This window comes from Clostridium thermopalmarium DSM 5974 (assembly GCF_002995795.1).
Lineage (GTDB): Bacteria > Bacillota > Clostridia > Clostridiales > Clostridiaceae > Clostridium_H > Clostridium_H thermopalmarium.
This window is the reverse complement of record NZ_PVXN01000055.1, coordinates 25,726-40,701: the sequence shown is the minus strand read 5'-3', so window position 1 is coordinate 40,701 and position 14,976 is coordinate 25,726. Positions and strand designations below refer to the sequence as shown.

General features: G+C 31.7%; 11 protein-coding genes and 1 other annotated feature. Of the genes, 10 read left to right on the top strand and 1 reads right to left on the bottom strand.

Annotated elements, in window-relative coordinates:
- Positions 1-300 precede the first annotated feature (300 nt).
- The 4 genes from CPAL_RS11295 (at position 301) to CPAL_RS11280 (ending at position 4,088) form a co-directional block, all read left to right on the top strand.
- On the top strand, positions 301-855 hold the full coding sequence (locus tag CPAL_RS11295) for a rubrerythrin family protein (protein WP_061859062.1): 555 nt from the start codon (positions 301-303) through the stop codon (positions 853-855).
- 232 nt (positions 856-1,087) lie between these two features.
- Positions 1,088-1,570: a methylated-DNA--[protein]-cysteine S-methyltransferase gene (locus CPAL_RS11290; protein WP_106024649.1), complete on the top strand. Its 483-nt coding sequence runs from the start codon at positions 1,088-1,090 to the stop codon at positions 1,568-1,570.
- Between the two features lie 345 nt (positions 1,571-1,915).
- Positions 1,916-3,328 carry a L,D-transpeptidase family protein gene (locus tag CPAL_RS11285; RefSeq protein ID WP_061859089.1) on the top strand — a complete coding sequence of 471 codons (1,413 nt, stop codon included), beginning with the start codon at positions 1,916-1,918 and terminating at the stop codon, positions 3,326-3,328.
- A 76-nt stretch (positions 3,329-3,404) separates the two neighbouring features.
- Positions 3,405-4,088 carry a DNA alkylation repair protein gene (locus CPAL_RS11280; protein WP_061859060.1) on the top strand — a complete coding sequence of 228 codons (684 nt, stop codon included), beginning with the start codon at positions 3,405-3,407 and terminating at the stop codon, positions 4,086-4,088.
- Positions 4,089-4,221: 133 nt separating this feature from the next.
- On the opposite strand, the gene proS is transcribed toward CPAL_RS11280, so the two are convergent.
- The gene (gene proS, locus CPAL_RS11275) at positions 4,222-5,658 is read right to left on the bottom strand and encodes a proline--tRNA ligase (RefSeq protein WP_106024648.1); all 1,437 of its coding nucleotides are present in this window, start codon (positions 5,656-5,658) and stop codon (positions 4,222-4,224) included.
- Between the two features lie 152 nt (positions 5,659-5,810).
- Positions 5,811-6,033: a binding site (T-box leader), on the bottom strand.
- A 400-nt stretch (positions 6,034-6,433) separates the two neighbouring features.
- Here proS and mglB point away from each other — a divergent pair.
- The 6 genes from mglB to CPAL_RS11245 all read left to right on the top strand — a co-directional run bounded on the left by mglB (position 6,434) and on the right by CPAL_RS11245 (position 14,963).
- Positions 6,434-7,525, top strand: coding sequence for a galactose/glucose ABC transporter substrate-binding protein MglB (gene mglB / locus CPAL_RS11270; protein ID WP_061859058.1), 1,092 nt, complete (start codon positions 6,434-6,436; stop codon positions 7,523-7,525).
- A gap of 76 nt (positions 7,526-7,601) precedes the next feature.
- Complete coding sequence (gene mglA / locus CPAL_RS11265) at positions 7,602-9,125, top strand: galactose/methyl galactoside ABC transporter ATP-binding protein MglA (protein ID WP_061859057.1); 1,524 nt, start codon at positions 7,602-7,604, stop codon at positions 9,123-9,125.
- Between the two features lie 17 nt (positions 9,126-9,142).
- Positions 9,143-10,159, top strand: a complete 1,017-nt coding sequence (gene mglC / locus CPAL_RS11260; RefSeq protein ID WP_061859056.1) for a galactose/methyl galactoside ABC transporter permease MglC — start codon at positions 9,143-9,145, stop codon at positions 10,157-10,159.
- 35 nt (positions 10,160-10,194) lie between these two features.
- Complete coding sequence (locus tag CPAL_RS11255; protein ID WP_061859055.1) at positions 10,195-11,358, top strand: galactokinase; 1,164 nt, start codon at positions 10,195-10,197, stop codon at positions 11,356-11,358.
- Between the two features lie 88 nt (positions 11,359-11,446).
- A complete protein-coding gene (galT, locus tag CPAL_RS11250; protein WP_061859054.1) occupies positions 11,447-12,949 on the top strand; it encodes a UDP-glucose--hexose-1-phosphate uridylyltransferase in 1,503 nt (500 codons plus the stop codon).
- Positions 12,950-13,004: 55 nt separating this feature from the next.
- The gene (locus CPAL_RS11245; protein ID WP_106024647.1) at positions 13,005-14,963 is read left to right on the top strand and encodes a beta-galactosidase; all 1,959 of its coding nucleotides are present in this window, start codon (positions 13,005-13,007) and stop codon (positions 14,961-14,963) included.
- The last annotated feature ends 13 nt before the right edge of the window (positions 14,964-14,976 follow it).

The window sequence follows — 14,976 nt, the reverse complement described above, 5'->3', positions numbered from 1 at the left end:
TTATAATCAGTATCATGAACCATAGTGAAAATCTCCTGTATGTTTATACTCAACACCTATATCATACATGATTTTCACTATGGTTTTAATATTTTTTTATCTGTTGCATTTAATTTTACAATGAACCGTTTTTAGATTAAAACAAAAAAGATTTGAAATGTTTATTGTTTTTATTTATAAGAATAAGCACAAATTGCAAATGTTGATAAATAAAATTATTGTATGTGGGTATCATAATAAATGGCAATAAGATTAAGATATTTTTGATTGTCCTAAAATTTATATTAAGAGGTGAAATTTATGTCAGTAAAAAATGCTATGACAGCAGATTTTCTTCGTTCAGCTTATGGTGGAGAGAGTATGGCTCACATGAGATACCTAGTTTGGGGTGAAGCTGCAGAAAAAGAAGGGTTCCCAAATATAGCAAGATTATTTAAAGCCGTTGCTTATGCAGAATGGGTTCATGCAAAGAATCACTTTAAGGTACTTAAAGATCAAGTAGGAGATTATACTGTTCCAGCAGGAGCTGTATTTGGATTTACAGACATAGTTGAAAATCTACAAGGAGCCATAAATGGAGAACTTCATGAAATCGATCAAATGTATCCTGTATATCTTGAAACTGCAAAATTTCAAGAAGAAAAGGATGCTGAAAAGTCTTTCCACTATGCTGTTGAAGCAGAGAAACATCATGCTGAATTATTCAAAAAGGCTCAAGGCTTAGCAAAAGAAAAGAAGGATATGGATAATAATCCTTTCTATGTTTGTCCAGTTTGTGGATTTACTGTAGAAGGAGAAGCACCAGAAAAGTGCCCAATTTGTGGTGTTAAGAAAGATATATTTGAAAAATTTTAAAACAAACTACATAAGATACTGCTGATAATCAACTTATCAGCAGTACTTTTTTGAGAATTTTTTGATATAGTTGCTATTTTAAATAATTATGTTATGCGCTAGTTTGTAATTTTATGTATGCAGCAATTCATAGATAGAAAATGTAGATATAAATTAAAAAACTTATGTTATAATTAATTATAAAAAGAAGTTTGGTTAATACTTAAAACTAGAATAAAGGTGGAAAGAAAATATGGGAAAAGGTGAATCAACATATACCGTTTACTATGAATCGCCAATTGGAATAGTAGAAATTAAAAGCAATGAAGATGCTATAACTCATATTAATTTTGTAGATAAGTTAGGAAGAAATGACAAAATGATTCCAATTTTACAAGAAGCTTATACTCAGTTAGATGAATATTTTAAAGGAAAGAGAAAAAGTTTTGATTTAAAGCTTCATATAGAGGGAACTGAATTTCAAAAGAAAGTATGGACGGAACTTACTAAGATTCCTTATGGGGAAGTGGCTACATATAAAGATATTGCTATTAGAATAGGAAACGAAAAAGCTGTAAGGGCTGTTGGAAACTCCAATAATAAAAATAAAATAGCAATAATTATTCCTTGCCACAGAATAATAGGCAGCAATGGAAAGCTTGTAGGATATGCAGGAGGACTGCACATAAAAGAATGGCTACTGAATCACGAGAAGAAATTTAAAGGAATACTATAGGGTGCTGTGCACCTATTTTTTATTTTTTGTAGTAACTTTACTATAACCTAAAACATAAAATGAATTAATATGGAAATTGATTTTTTAAATAATTGTCTTAAGTGTAAAAGTTAGCACATACAATGAAATGTGAACTTATTAGTATAAGATTCACTAATCTCTTAAGAACAAATTACTAATTCTAAATTTTGTTTTAGGTAAGAGGTGAGTGCTACGAAAAAGGAAGTAGAAAAATCAATAGGAGAATCACTAGAAAAAATAGGAGAGCCAATTGATGAAAAACTTGAAGAATTATCAGAGAAAGAAAAATTTCTAAATGAGAAAACAGAGAGTTCAGCAAATGATATGGCAGAGGATTCAACTGGAGAGGAGATAGTAAGGTCAACTGAAAAACGCAAAAAGATTGTCATAGGAATAGTAGCAGTCTTTTGCACCTTGCTTGTTATTTATTTTGGGATGGTAAAGTATTATACTAATCATTTTTACTTTGGCTCTAAGGTTAATTCTATTGATGTTTCAGGAAAAACTGTAGAGGAAGTAGCAGAAATAATGACATCTAAAATTGAAAATTATGAATTAAATCTAAAAGAACGAGGGAATAAAAGTGAGAAAATAAAAGCCATTGATATTGGATTAAAATATAATTCATTATATGACAAATTAAAAAAATTTAAAGATAGTCAAAATCCTTTTAAATGGACTTTTTCTTTTTTTAACACAGAAGATTCTGAGATTACAGTGGAAGTTTCATATGATGATAAATTATTGAAGAATAAAATAGATAAACTATCATGTTTTGATAGTAAAAATGTAATTGAACCTAAGAATCCAAGATTTCAGTATAAAGGAAGTAATTATATAATCATAGATGAAATTCCAGGAAACAAGGTGGATAAAAATCTATTATATTCCCATGTAGTAGATTCAATTCTTAAGACAGAAGTTGAACTAGATTTGGAATCGGCTGGTTGCTATATAAAACCTAGATATAATTCAAAGTCACCAAAAGTCATAAAAGTTAGAGATACACTTAATAAGTATGTATCTTCGAAAATTACCTATACATTTGGAAAAAAGACAGAAATCTTAGATGGTTCAATAATAAATAAGTGGCTTACAGTTGATGAAAACCTTGAAATTAAATTTGATAAAAAAAAGGTGAAAGAATACGTAAATATGCTTTCTAAAACGTATAATACAGTTGGTAAGATGAGGAGTTTTACTACATCATCAGGAAAAGTTATAAATATCGGTGGTGGTGATTACGGTTGGTGTATTGATAAGACTAAAGAAGTAGAAAATTTAATTAAAATTATAAAGGAAGGAAAAACAATAACAAAGGAGCCTGCATACAGCCAAACTGCCTTTTCTCGTGATAACAATGATATTGGAAATACCTATGTAGAAATTGATTTATCAAAACAGTACTTATGGTTTTATAAAAATGGTTCATTAATAGTACAAGGAGATGTTGTCACAGGTAATGTAAAAATGGGACATTCAACACCTAAAGGAATATATAGCTTAAAATATAAGCAAAGAAATGCTGTTCTTAGAGGTCCAGGCTATGCTTCGCCTGTTGACTTTTGGATGCCTTTTAATGGAGGTATAGGAATTCATGATGCTAGCTGGAGAAGTGTGTTTGGAGGAAATATATATAAGACAAACGGCTCACATGGGTGTATAAATTCACCTTATAATGTAGCAAAGGCTATATTTAATAATATTGAAGAAGGTACTCCTATTATTTGTTACTAGTAGTCTTAAATCCTTTTTTGCGTTATATTATAACTATAAGATAATTAGTTGGAAAAGCCAAAGAATGAGGTGGGATATGGAGAACATAGTAAGACAACAAATTTTTCAATTAGCAGATGAAGAGTATAAAAAGTTTCATAGTAAATTATGTCCTAATGCTAATAATATTGTTGGAGTTAGATTGCCACTATTAAGAAAAATGGCGAAGCAGTTAGCTAAAGAAAATTGGCGAGAGTATATAAAAGCAGCACAAAGTGATTACTATGAGGAAGTTATGCTGCAAGGACTAATACTTGGATATGTGAAGGCTGATATTGAAGAAGTCTTAAATTATGTTTCTAATTTTATACCTAAAATTGATAATTGGGCTATTTGTGATAGTTTTTGTAATGGATTAAAATTTACAAAAGCAAATAAGGAACGTGTGTGGAATTTTATACAACCATATTTATCATCTGAGCGAGAATTTGATGTACGTTTTGGAGTTGTAATGCTCATTAGTTTTTATATAGAAGAAAATTATATTGACAGAGTATTAAAGGTACTAGACAAAATAAAACATGAAGGATATTATGTAAAAATGGCTATTGCTTGGGCTATTTCAGTTTGTTATGTTAAGTTTCCAGAAAAAACAATGGAATATTTAAAAAACAATAGATTAGATGATTTCACATATAACAAATCACTGCAAAAGATTACGGAATCTTTACGAGTAGACAAGGAAACAAAAGCTCTTATTCGTAATATGAAACGCAGATAGAGAAAAGTTTTATAAGAAATTAAGTGTTTATGGAATGAAGACTTACAAATTTAAATGTTTATAAAGGTTTATGATAGAATAAAAACTTAGGTGTTCATGCAGAAGCATACACCTAAGTTTTTTATTGATTATATTAGTACGCTTTTCCCCAATAAACCATGTGTTTAGCTTCGCCTCCACAGCAGACACATTTATCAGAGATAGTTTCCTGTTCAAATGGAATACATCTTGAAGTTACTCCAGCAACTTCTTTTAATTTTTCTTCGCAAGCTCTATCTCCACACCACATTGCTTTAATAAAGCCAGGTTTATTTTCTGCAATGTCTTTAAATTCATCTAAAGTTTTTGCAGAGTAAGTATTTTCTTCTCTGTGCTTTAGAGCATGCTCATACATGGATTTTTGAATATCTTCTAAAAGCTCAGCAATTTTAGTTTCGAGTTCTTCCATGGAAACAAATATTTTTTCTCTAGTATCACGGCGTACTAGTACAACTTGATTGTTTTCTATATCCTTTGGTCCAACTTCAAGACGAACAGGAATACCTTTCATTTCATATTCATTAAACTTCCATCCAGGCATCTTGTCGCTAGTATCTATGTCAACTCTAGCAACTTTAGATATTCTATCCTTAAGCTCCATTGCTTTTTCAATAACTCCTTCTTTGTGTTGTGCAATTGGAACTATCATAACTTGAATTGGTGCAATTTTTGGTGGTAATTTTAGACCGCTGTCATCACCGTGTACCATAATTATTGCTCCAATAAGTCTTGTTGTCATACCCCAAGAAGTTTGGTGAACATATTGAAGCTGACCATTTTTATCAGTGTATTGAATATTAAAAGCTTTTGAGAAGTTATCTCCAAAGTTGTGTGATGTACCACTTTGTAATGCCTTACCATCATGCATTAAGCTTTCTATTGTATAAGTTGCTTTTGCACCAGCAAATTTTTCTTTTTCTGTTTTTTGTCCCTTTATAACTGGTATTGCTAGAACATTTTCACAGAAATCAGCATAAATATTTAGCATATCTATAGTTTCTTTTTCTGATTCTTCAGCTGTTGCATGAGCTGTATGACCTTCTTGCCATAAGAATTCAGTTGTTCTTAAGAAAGGACGAGTTGTTTTTTCCCATCTTACTACAGAACACCATTGGTTGTATTTCTTTGGAAGGTCATTGTAAGATTGAATTATCTTTGCATAGTGGTCGCAAAATAGAGTTTCAGAAGTAGGGCGAATACATAATCTTTCTGCTAGTTCTTCATTACCTCCATGAGTTACCCAAGCAACCTCAGGAGCAAAACCTTCAACGTGGTCCTTTTCTTTTTGAAGCAAGCTCTCAGGAATGAACATTGGCATATATACATTTTCATGTCCTGTTTCCTTAAATTTTTGATCTAAATGTTTTTGAATGTTTTCCCATATTGAATATCCATAAGGACGAATAATCATGCATCCTTTAACACTTGAATAATCAACAAGTTCAGCCTTTTTTACAATGTCAGTATACCATTGAGCGAAATCTACATCCATGGCAGTTATAGCTTCAACGAATTTTTTTTGTTTTCCCATGTTTATTTCCTCCTTACACTTTTTTATTATTTTGAAAAACTTTTCACTTTAAACTTGCCTTAATTTTTCACTTCTCCACTACGTCTACACTGAATAAAAATGTATCACATTTTTTATGTATTGCAAAAAAACAAAAAAGCTCAAATTCCTAAAATAGGGACCGAGCTTACGGTGGTACCACCCTTGTTAATATATTTAATATATAAAAATATATTCACTCATTATTTTAACGGTGAAGTTCCGCTGCAGCCTACTATTATTTTCGGTGCAGAACTCAGAGGCTGGTTTGATATTAATCTTTTAGAAGTCTTTCACCAATAACTTCCTCTCTTTGAAAAGATTTTAATATCTACTATTCCTCGTCATAGTAATAACAATATTAATTTGTATGATTACCATTTATTTTAAGACTCTTTTTTATCATTATTATATAATATAAGGTTAATTAAGGATTGTCAATAGGGAAAGTATTAATTATCGGGAATTAATCAAAGATGAAAAAAATCCATTATAAAAAATAGTAGATTTATTAGTTAAATATGGTCCTAGTAAAAATTTACTTAAAAAGTAATAAAATTTTATAAATAAGGAATTAAATTCTAATAGACTAAATATAATGTTATAGAGATAAAACATAAGATTATTAGTTAGAAAATTAACAATATAATAAAATTTCAAAATATATTGACAAATAAGTAAAAAATTAGTAAATTGGTATTATGAAAACGTTTTGTTAATATTGTTAATATTTTTAAAAGCTAAGGGGGATTTTAGTATGTCCAAGAAAAAAATATTATCATTATTAGCTGTATGTGCGTTAACATTTTCGTTAACAGCATGTGGTGCTAACAAGACAAACAGTGGAACATCTGGAAACAACTCAAAAGCAACATCATCAGATGCAACTAAAGACACATCAAAAACAGAGAAACCTAAAATTGGTGTTACAATCTATAAGTTTGATGACAATTTCATGTCTTTTGTACGTAGAGCAATAGAAAATTCTGCAAAAGATAAGGCAGAACTAATTCTAAATGACTCCCAAAACAGTCAAGTTACTCAAAATGAACAAGTAGATATGATGATTTCAAAAGGGGCTAAAGCTCTAGCTATTAACTTAGTTGATCCACAGGCTGCACCAGCAATCATCTCTAAAGCACAAGCAGCTAATATACCAGTAATATTCTTTAATAAAGAGCCAAATGTAGAAGCAATGAAGAGCTATGATAAAACGTGGTATGTAGGAACTGCTTCTGCAGAATCAGGAATTAAACAAGGTGAGATAGTTGCTAAAAGTTGGAAAGAACATCCTGAATTTGATAAGAATAAAGATGGAAAAATACAATACGTATTGATAAAAGGTGAGCCGGGACATCCAGATGCTGAAGCTCGTACAAAATATGTTGTAGATGAAATTAAAAAGCAAGGAATTGAAGTTGAACAATTAGAGCTTCAAACAGGTATGTGGGATACTGTTAAAGGGAAGGAATTAATGGATGCATGGCTATCTAAGCATGGAGATAAGATAGAATATGTAATAGCTAATAATGATGCTATGGCACTAGGAGCTATACAATCCCTAAAAGCAGCTGGATACTTTACTAACGATAAGTATATGCCAGTTGTAGGAGTAGATGCTATACCAGATGCTATAGAACAAATCAAGAGTGGATATATGCTAGGTTCGGTACTTAACGATGCTAAGAGTCAGGGAACTGCTACAGTGCAATTAGCGATAAACGCTGCTCTAGGAAAAGATGTATTAGACGGAACAGAGTGGAAACTAGATGAAAATAAAGCTGTTCGTGTACCATATGTAGGAATCACAAAGGAAAATATATCAGTAGCTGAAGAAGCATATAAATAATTTCTGTATTAAACAAGGATGCATGCTCCTGCATCCTTGTTTGCTAAAGTAGATATATAGAGATGAGGTGTAGCATATGGGCAAAAGTACACAATCAAAAGACAGTGAAAAGTATTTACTAGAAATGATCAATATATCTAAGGAGTTTCCAGGTGTAAAAGCATTAGATAAAGCACAGCTTAAAGTACGTTCAGGCACTGTTCATGCTCTAGTAGGGGAAAACGGTGCTGGAAAATCTACTTTGATGAAATGTTTATTTGGTATATATAAACTAGATGAAGGAGAAATATATCTAGATGGTAAAAAAGTAAATTTTACTTCTGCAAAGGAAGCTCTTGATAATGGGGTATCCATGGTGCATCAAGAGCTAAATCAGGTTCGTCAACGAAATATTATAGATAATATATGGTTAGGACGTTATCCTAAAAGTGGTCTTTTTGTTGATGAAAAGAAAATGTACGAAGATACCAAAGGCATCTTTAAGGATTTGGACATTAATATAGATCCAAGAGAAAAGGTGGAAAAGTTATCCGTATCAGAAATGCAGATGGTGGAAATAGCAAAGGCAGTTTCGTATAACTCCAAAATTATAGTAATGGATGAGCCAACATCTTCGCTAACTGAAAAAGAAGTTAATCACTTATTTAGGATTATTAAGGCTTTAAAGGATAAAGGTGCAGGAATCATTTATATATCTCATAAGATGGAAGAAATTTTACAGATAGCAGATGATGTTACTATAATGCGAGATGGTAAGTGGATTGCTACACATTATGCTAAGGATTTAACAATAGATAAGATTATAAGTTTAATGGTTGGACGAGATTTAACAAATCGTTTTCCAGAGAAGGATAATAAACCAGGAGATGTGATTTTAAAAGTAGAAGGACTAACTGCAACATATCAGCCTTCAATTATTGATGTTTCCTTTGAACTGCGTAAAGGTGAAATTTTAGGTATAGCAGGTCTTGTTGGTTCTAAACGTACAGAAATTGTTGAATCCCTATTTGGATTAAGACATATATCTGCTGGAAAGGTATATGTGCATGGAAAAGAAGTAAAAAATAGCTCACCTCGAGAAGCTATGAAAAATGGATTTGCATTGGTTACAGAGGAACGACGACTAAACGGTATATTTGGAATATTAAGTGTTAATTTTAATTCGATAATTGCCAATATGGATAAGTATACAAATAAATATGGACTAGTTAATGAAAGTGAATGTAAAAAGGATACTCAGTGGGTTATTGATAGTATGAGTGTAAAAACTCCATCTCAAAAGACGCCTATAGGTTCATTATCAGGAGGAAATCAACAAAAGGTAATATTAGGACGATGGCTTCTTACAGAGCCAGAAATTCTAATGCTAGATGAGCCAACCCGTGGTATTGATGTTGGAGCTAAATATGAGATATATCAATTAATGATTGATCTAGCTAAGAAAGGAAAAGGAATCATTATGATATCCTCAGAAATGCCTGAGCTGCTTGGTGTTACAGATAGAATTCTTGTTATGAGTAATGGTAGAGTAGGTGGAATTGTAGATACTCGTAAAACAAATCAAGAAGAAATATTACGCTTAGCAGCGAAATATTTGTAGGATAGGGAGTGAATATAATGAAAATTTCAGAAAAAAAAGATATAAAATCTTGGATGGTAAATAATGCAATTCTTGTAGTATTAGTTGCATTACTAGTAATCATAGTAGTAATTGAACCAAGTTTTATTTCTTTAAATAACTTCCGTAATATTTTATCTCAAGCTTCAACCCGTGTTATTATAGCTTTAGGTATTGGTGCGGTAATTATTACTCAAGGAACAGACCTTTCTGCTGGACGTATAGTTGGGCTTTCTGCTGTTGTATCTGCATCATTGTTGCAATCACCAACTTATGCTTATAGGATGTATCCTAATTTGCCTCAATTACCAATAATATTACCTATTTTAATTGCAACAGTTGTGGCCGGAATTATAGGATTAATTAATGGATTAGTCATTTCAAAGTTAAAGGTTACTCCATTTATAACTACATTAGGTACTCAAATTATTGTATATGGACTAACTTCAACATACTTTGACCGTCCTCCTTATGGAGCACAGCCAATTGGTGGATTAGATCCTAAATATATGAAGTTTGCTCAAGGGAGTATTAATATAGGCGGTTTTAGAATACCTTATCTTGTTATATATGCTGCTATAGTATCAGTATTTATATGGATATTATGGAATAAAACTCGTATAGGTAAGAACATATTTGCTGTAGGTGGAAATCCAGAAGCAGCGGTTGTATCTGGAGTTGATTTAGTAAAAACTCTTTTAGTAGTTTACATTCTTGCGGGGGCATTATATGGATTTGCAGGTTCTCTAGAAGCAGCTCGTGTAGGTAGCGCTACAAATAATACTGGTAATATGTATGAACTTGATGCTATTGCAGCCTGCGTCGTTGGTGGAGTTTCCTTTACAGGAGGTATAGGTACTGTAAGTGGAATAATTATTGGAGTTTTAATATTCCAGGTAATAAATTATGGACTTGCTTTTATTGGAGTTAACCCATACCTACAATATATTATAAAAGGTTTAATAATCATAATAGCTGTAGCTATAGATACTCGTAAATATATAAAGAAGAAGTAAAGATATAATAAGGCTTTAATTAGGAGGTGTAAACCATGAATTTAGAGAATTTAATAAGAGATTTCTCAGAAGTATTTAAGACAGATGAAGGAATACACGTATTCTTTGCACCTGGTAGAGTTAATTTAATTGGTGAGCACACTGACTATAATGGAGGACATGTATTTCCCTGTGCAATAAACTTTGGAACCTATGCTATTGCAAGGAAAAGAGAGGACTCAAAGGTTAAAGTGATTTCTAAAAATTTTGAAGAGCTAGGGGTTATTGAATTCAATATAAATGATCTAGTTTATCGTGAAGAGGACAACTGGGCAAACTATCCAAAGGGAATAATAAAGACATTTAAAGATGCAAGATATAATATTGATAGTGGGCTTGAAATTTTATTCTTTGGAAATATCCCAAATGGTGCAGGGCTTTCATCTAGCGCTTCTATCGAGCTTGCTACTAGCATAGCTTTAAAGTCCTTATTTAATTTGAATCTTCTTATGATTGAAATGGTTGAATTAAGTCAGAAGTCAGAAAATCAATTTAATGGGGTAAAGTGCGGAATTATGGATCAGTTCGCCTGCGGAATGGGTAGGAAAGATCATGCTATCTTGCTAGATACAAATAAAATGAGATATGAATACGTTCCTATAAAGTTAGATGGAATTTCTATAGTTATTGCTAATACAAATAAGCATCGAGACCTTATGGATTCAAAGTATAATGAAAGACGCAGTGAGTGTGAAAATGCTCTTAGGGCTCTGCAAGAAAAGTTAGAAATCTTCTCTTTAGGTGATTTATCAGAAGAGGAGTTTGAAGAAAATAAGCATTTAATTAAAAATGAGATAGAAAGGAAACGGGCTAAGCACGCAGTATATGAAAATCAAAGAACGATTAAGGCTGTTCGTGCGTTAACAGAAGGAGATATAGAGAAATTTGGAAGGCTCATGAATGAGTCTCATATATCCCTTAGAGATGACTATGAAGTTACTGGAATTGAACTGGATACTTTAGTGGAAGCAGCTTGGAGAAATGGCGCTATAGGCTCAAGGATGACAGGGGCAGGCTTTGGTGGATGTACTGTTAGTTTAGTGAGAAATGATGAAATTGAAAGCTTTATTGAAAAGATTGGAGAAGAATATGAAAGAAGAATTGGATATAAAGCTGATTTTTATATAGTTTCTATTGGTGATGGAGCTAGGCGCATTTAGTCTTTTGGAGTGTAAGGGGTAGTTTTCAAATAAAAACTGCCTCTTATTATATATAGAAGGCAATCTTGAATATAGGGAGTGATTTCTCATGAATATCAGCAGAGAAATAAAAAGACTAATTAATTATGGTGTGCAGAATAATCTTATTTATAAAGAAGATGAAATTTATGCAAGAAATAGAATTCTAGAAATTTTAAAACTAGATGAGTATGAGGATGTAATAGTAGACGAGTCTGTAGAAAATCCACAAGAAATTCTAAATAATATTTTAGATTATGCTTATGAAAAGGGGATATTAGGAGAAAATACAGTAACGTATAGAGATCTTTTAGATACACAAATTATGGATGCCTTAATGCCTCGTCCTAGTGAGGTCATAAAAAAGTTTTATGAGGATTATAGAAAGGGACCCAAAATTGCAACAGATAACTACTATAGTATGTCAAAGGCATCAAATTATATAAGAACAGAAAGAATATCAAGAGATTTGAGATGGAAAGCTAATACTTACTTTGGGGAAATGGATATTACTATAAATCTTTCAAAACCAGAAAAAGATCCAACTGCCATTGCAAAAGCTAAAAATATTAAATCATCCTCATATCCTAAATGTTTGCTATGTAAAGAAAATGAAGGTTATGCAGGGAGAATTAATCATCCAGCAAGACAAAATCATAGAATTATTCCTTTAGAGTTATGCGGCGAAGAATGGTTTTTTCAATATTCTCCCTATGTTTATTATAATGAGCACTGCATTGTATTTAAAGGAAATCATGAACCTATGAAGATTTCAAAGCTTACTTTTGATAGACTGCTGGAGTTTGTTGAAAAGTTTCCGCATTATTTTATCGGTTCTAATGCAGATTTGCCTATTGTAGGAGGATCTATATTAGCTCATGATCATTTTCAAGGTGGAAATTATAGATTTGCTATGGAAATGGCACCTATTATAAAGTATGTGAGCATTAAAGAATTTGAAGATGTAGAAGCTGGTATTATCAAATGGCCTTTATCTGTTATACGTATAAGAAGTGAAAAAAAGGAGCGACTTTCTGAGCTTGGGAAAATAATACTTGATGCTTGGAGAGGTTACAGCGATGAGAGCGTAGGAATTTTATCTCAAACTAAAGGTGAACCACATAATACTATAACTCCTATAGCAAGATTTAGAGAAGGCAAATTTGAACTAGACTTGGCTCTTAGGAATAACAGAACAGATAAGGAACACCCTTTGGGTATATTTCATCCACATGAAGATGTTCATCATATTAAAAAAGAAAATATTGGACTTATAGAAGTTATGGGACTTGCAGTTCTTCCTCCAAGGCTTAAGAATGAACTAGAGCTGTTAAAAGAGTGTCTTAAAGGAGAGAAAAATATCAATGATTATGATGAACTAGACAAACATAAAGAATGGTATCAGTATCTAAAGGAAAGATATAAGGACAGTTCTTTGGACTTTGATAAAATATTAAAATTAGAAGTAGGCAAAAAGTTTGAAAAGGTATTAATGGATGCAGGAGTATTTAAACAGAATAAAAAAGGATTAAATGCCTTTGAAAACTTTGTTAAGTTTTTATCCAAGGAATAACATGGCACATGAAAATTATATATAATTTCTCGGTTATATGGGAGGATATAATATAATGTATTTAGGAGTGGATTACTACCCAGAGCATTGGAATGTAAATACGATAGATGAAGATATGCAGCGCATGAGAGAAATGGGAGCAAATATTATACGCATTGGAGAATTTGCTTGGCATCTTATGGAGAAAAAAGAAGGGAAATATGATTTTTCTTTCTTTGATATGGTAATAGAAAAGGCAAAAAAACATGGACTAAAGGTTATATTTGGAACACCTACTGCTACCTTTCCAGCTTGGCTGGCACAGAAACATCCATCTATTTTATCAGAAGATGAGTATGGACATAAAAGAAGTTTTGGAGGAAGAAGACAATATTGTTTTAACTCGCAGGTTTATAGAGAATATACAGAAAAAATTGTAACTAAACTTGTTGAGCATTATAAGGATGAAGATGCTATAATAGCTTGGCAGATAGATAATGAAATTGGACATGAAGGAAGCGATATATGCTATTGTTATCAGTGTGAATCTAAGTTTAGAGAATTTTTAAAAAATAAGTATAAAGATATACACATACTAAATGAAGTTTATGGAACCATATTCTGGGGACAGACCTACAATAATTTTGGAGAAGTTCCAGCTCCAAGGCTTACTATTACTATTCATAATCCTTCATTAGCATTGGATTGGGCTAGATTCAGATCTTATTCTATAGAGAGCTATGCTAAACTTCAAATTGATTTAGTAAGAAGGTTGAAAGGAAAACATCAACAAATCACTCATAATTTTAGTGGTGGATTCTTTGATAAGGCTTTTGATTTTAATAAGATAGCAGAAAAATTAGATTTTGTTTCCTATGATAATTATCCAGTATGGGGAGGACTTAAAGAGCCTTTATCTCCTGCACATATTGCAATGACCCATGATTATATAAGAGGATTAAAATGTAAGAATTATTGGATAGTAGAAGAGCTTATGGGGGCACAGGGACATAATATTATAGGATATCTTCCTCGTCCTAATGAAGCAAAGATGTGGGCATATCAGGCTGTGGCTCATGGCTGTGAAAATATGTTATTTTTTAGGTGGAGAGGAATGACAAGGGGAGCAGAGCAGTTCTGCCTTGGAATCATTGACCAGGATAATGAGAATGGACGTAAGTTTTATGAAGTGCAATCCTTCATAAATGATATTGAGAATTATGAAGATGTTATAAAAAGTGAAATAAAATCAGATATAGCTATTTTATATGACTTTGATAATATTTGGTCATGGAGGCATCAGCAGCAATCTCTAGAATTTAACTTTACAGAAGAATTACTTAGGTTATATATTCCATTTTATAATTTAAATACAAATATAGATGTAATAAGTATAGATAAGGATTTTTCTAAGTATAAGATTTTAGTTGTTCCTGTTATGCAGATAATAGATGAGGAATTAGGAAAAAGATTTGAAGAGTTTTCTAAAAATGGAGGAAAGATTATATTCTCATTTAGAGCAGGTATAAAGGATAAAAATAATAATATTCACTTTGGAAAAGTAATTCCTTGTAATATAAGAGATATGGCTGGTATAAGGATTAAAGAATCAGAAAGCCTTCAAAAGGGACAAGAAGTTGAAATACTTGGAGTTGGAAGGTATGAGAATAAGAGAGGACTTTGTTCCGTATGGAGAGATCTAATTACTCCAGAGAATGCTAAAGTTTTGTATAGATATAATGATGAATTTTATAGAGAAAAGGCGTGCATTACTGAAAACACCTATGGAGATGGGAAAGTATATTATATAGGTGGAGGCGTAGACTCAGATGTATTAAGCGAACTTGCGAAAGAAGTAGTAATGGAGAATAATATTTCTTATATAGAATCTGAGAGAGGATTAGAGGTTTATAGAAGAAATGTTAAAGATGAAGAGTGGTTATTTATAATTAATCATACAGATAAGGAAATGAAATTGGAAGGAAATATTTTGAAGGCATATGATAGTAAAATTATAAAAAGAAAAAGCAGTTAATTTTGAAAGGAAC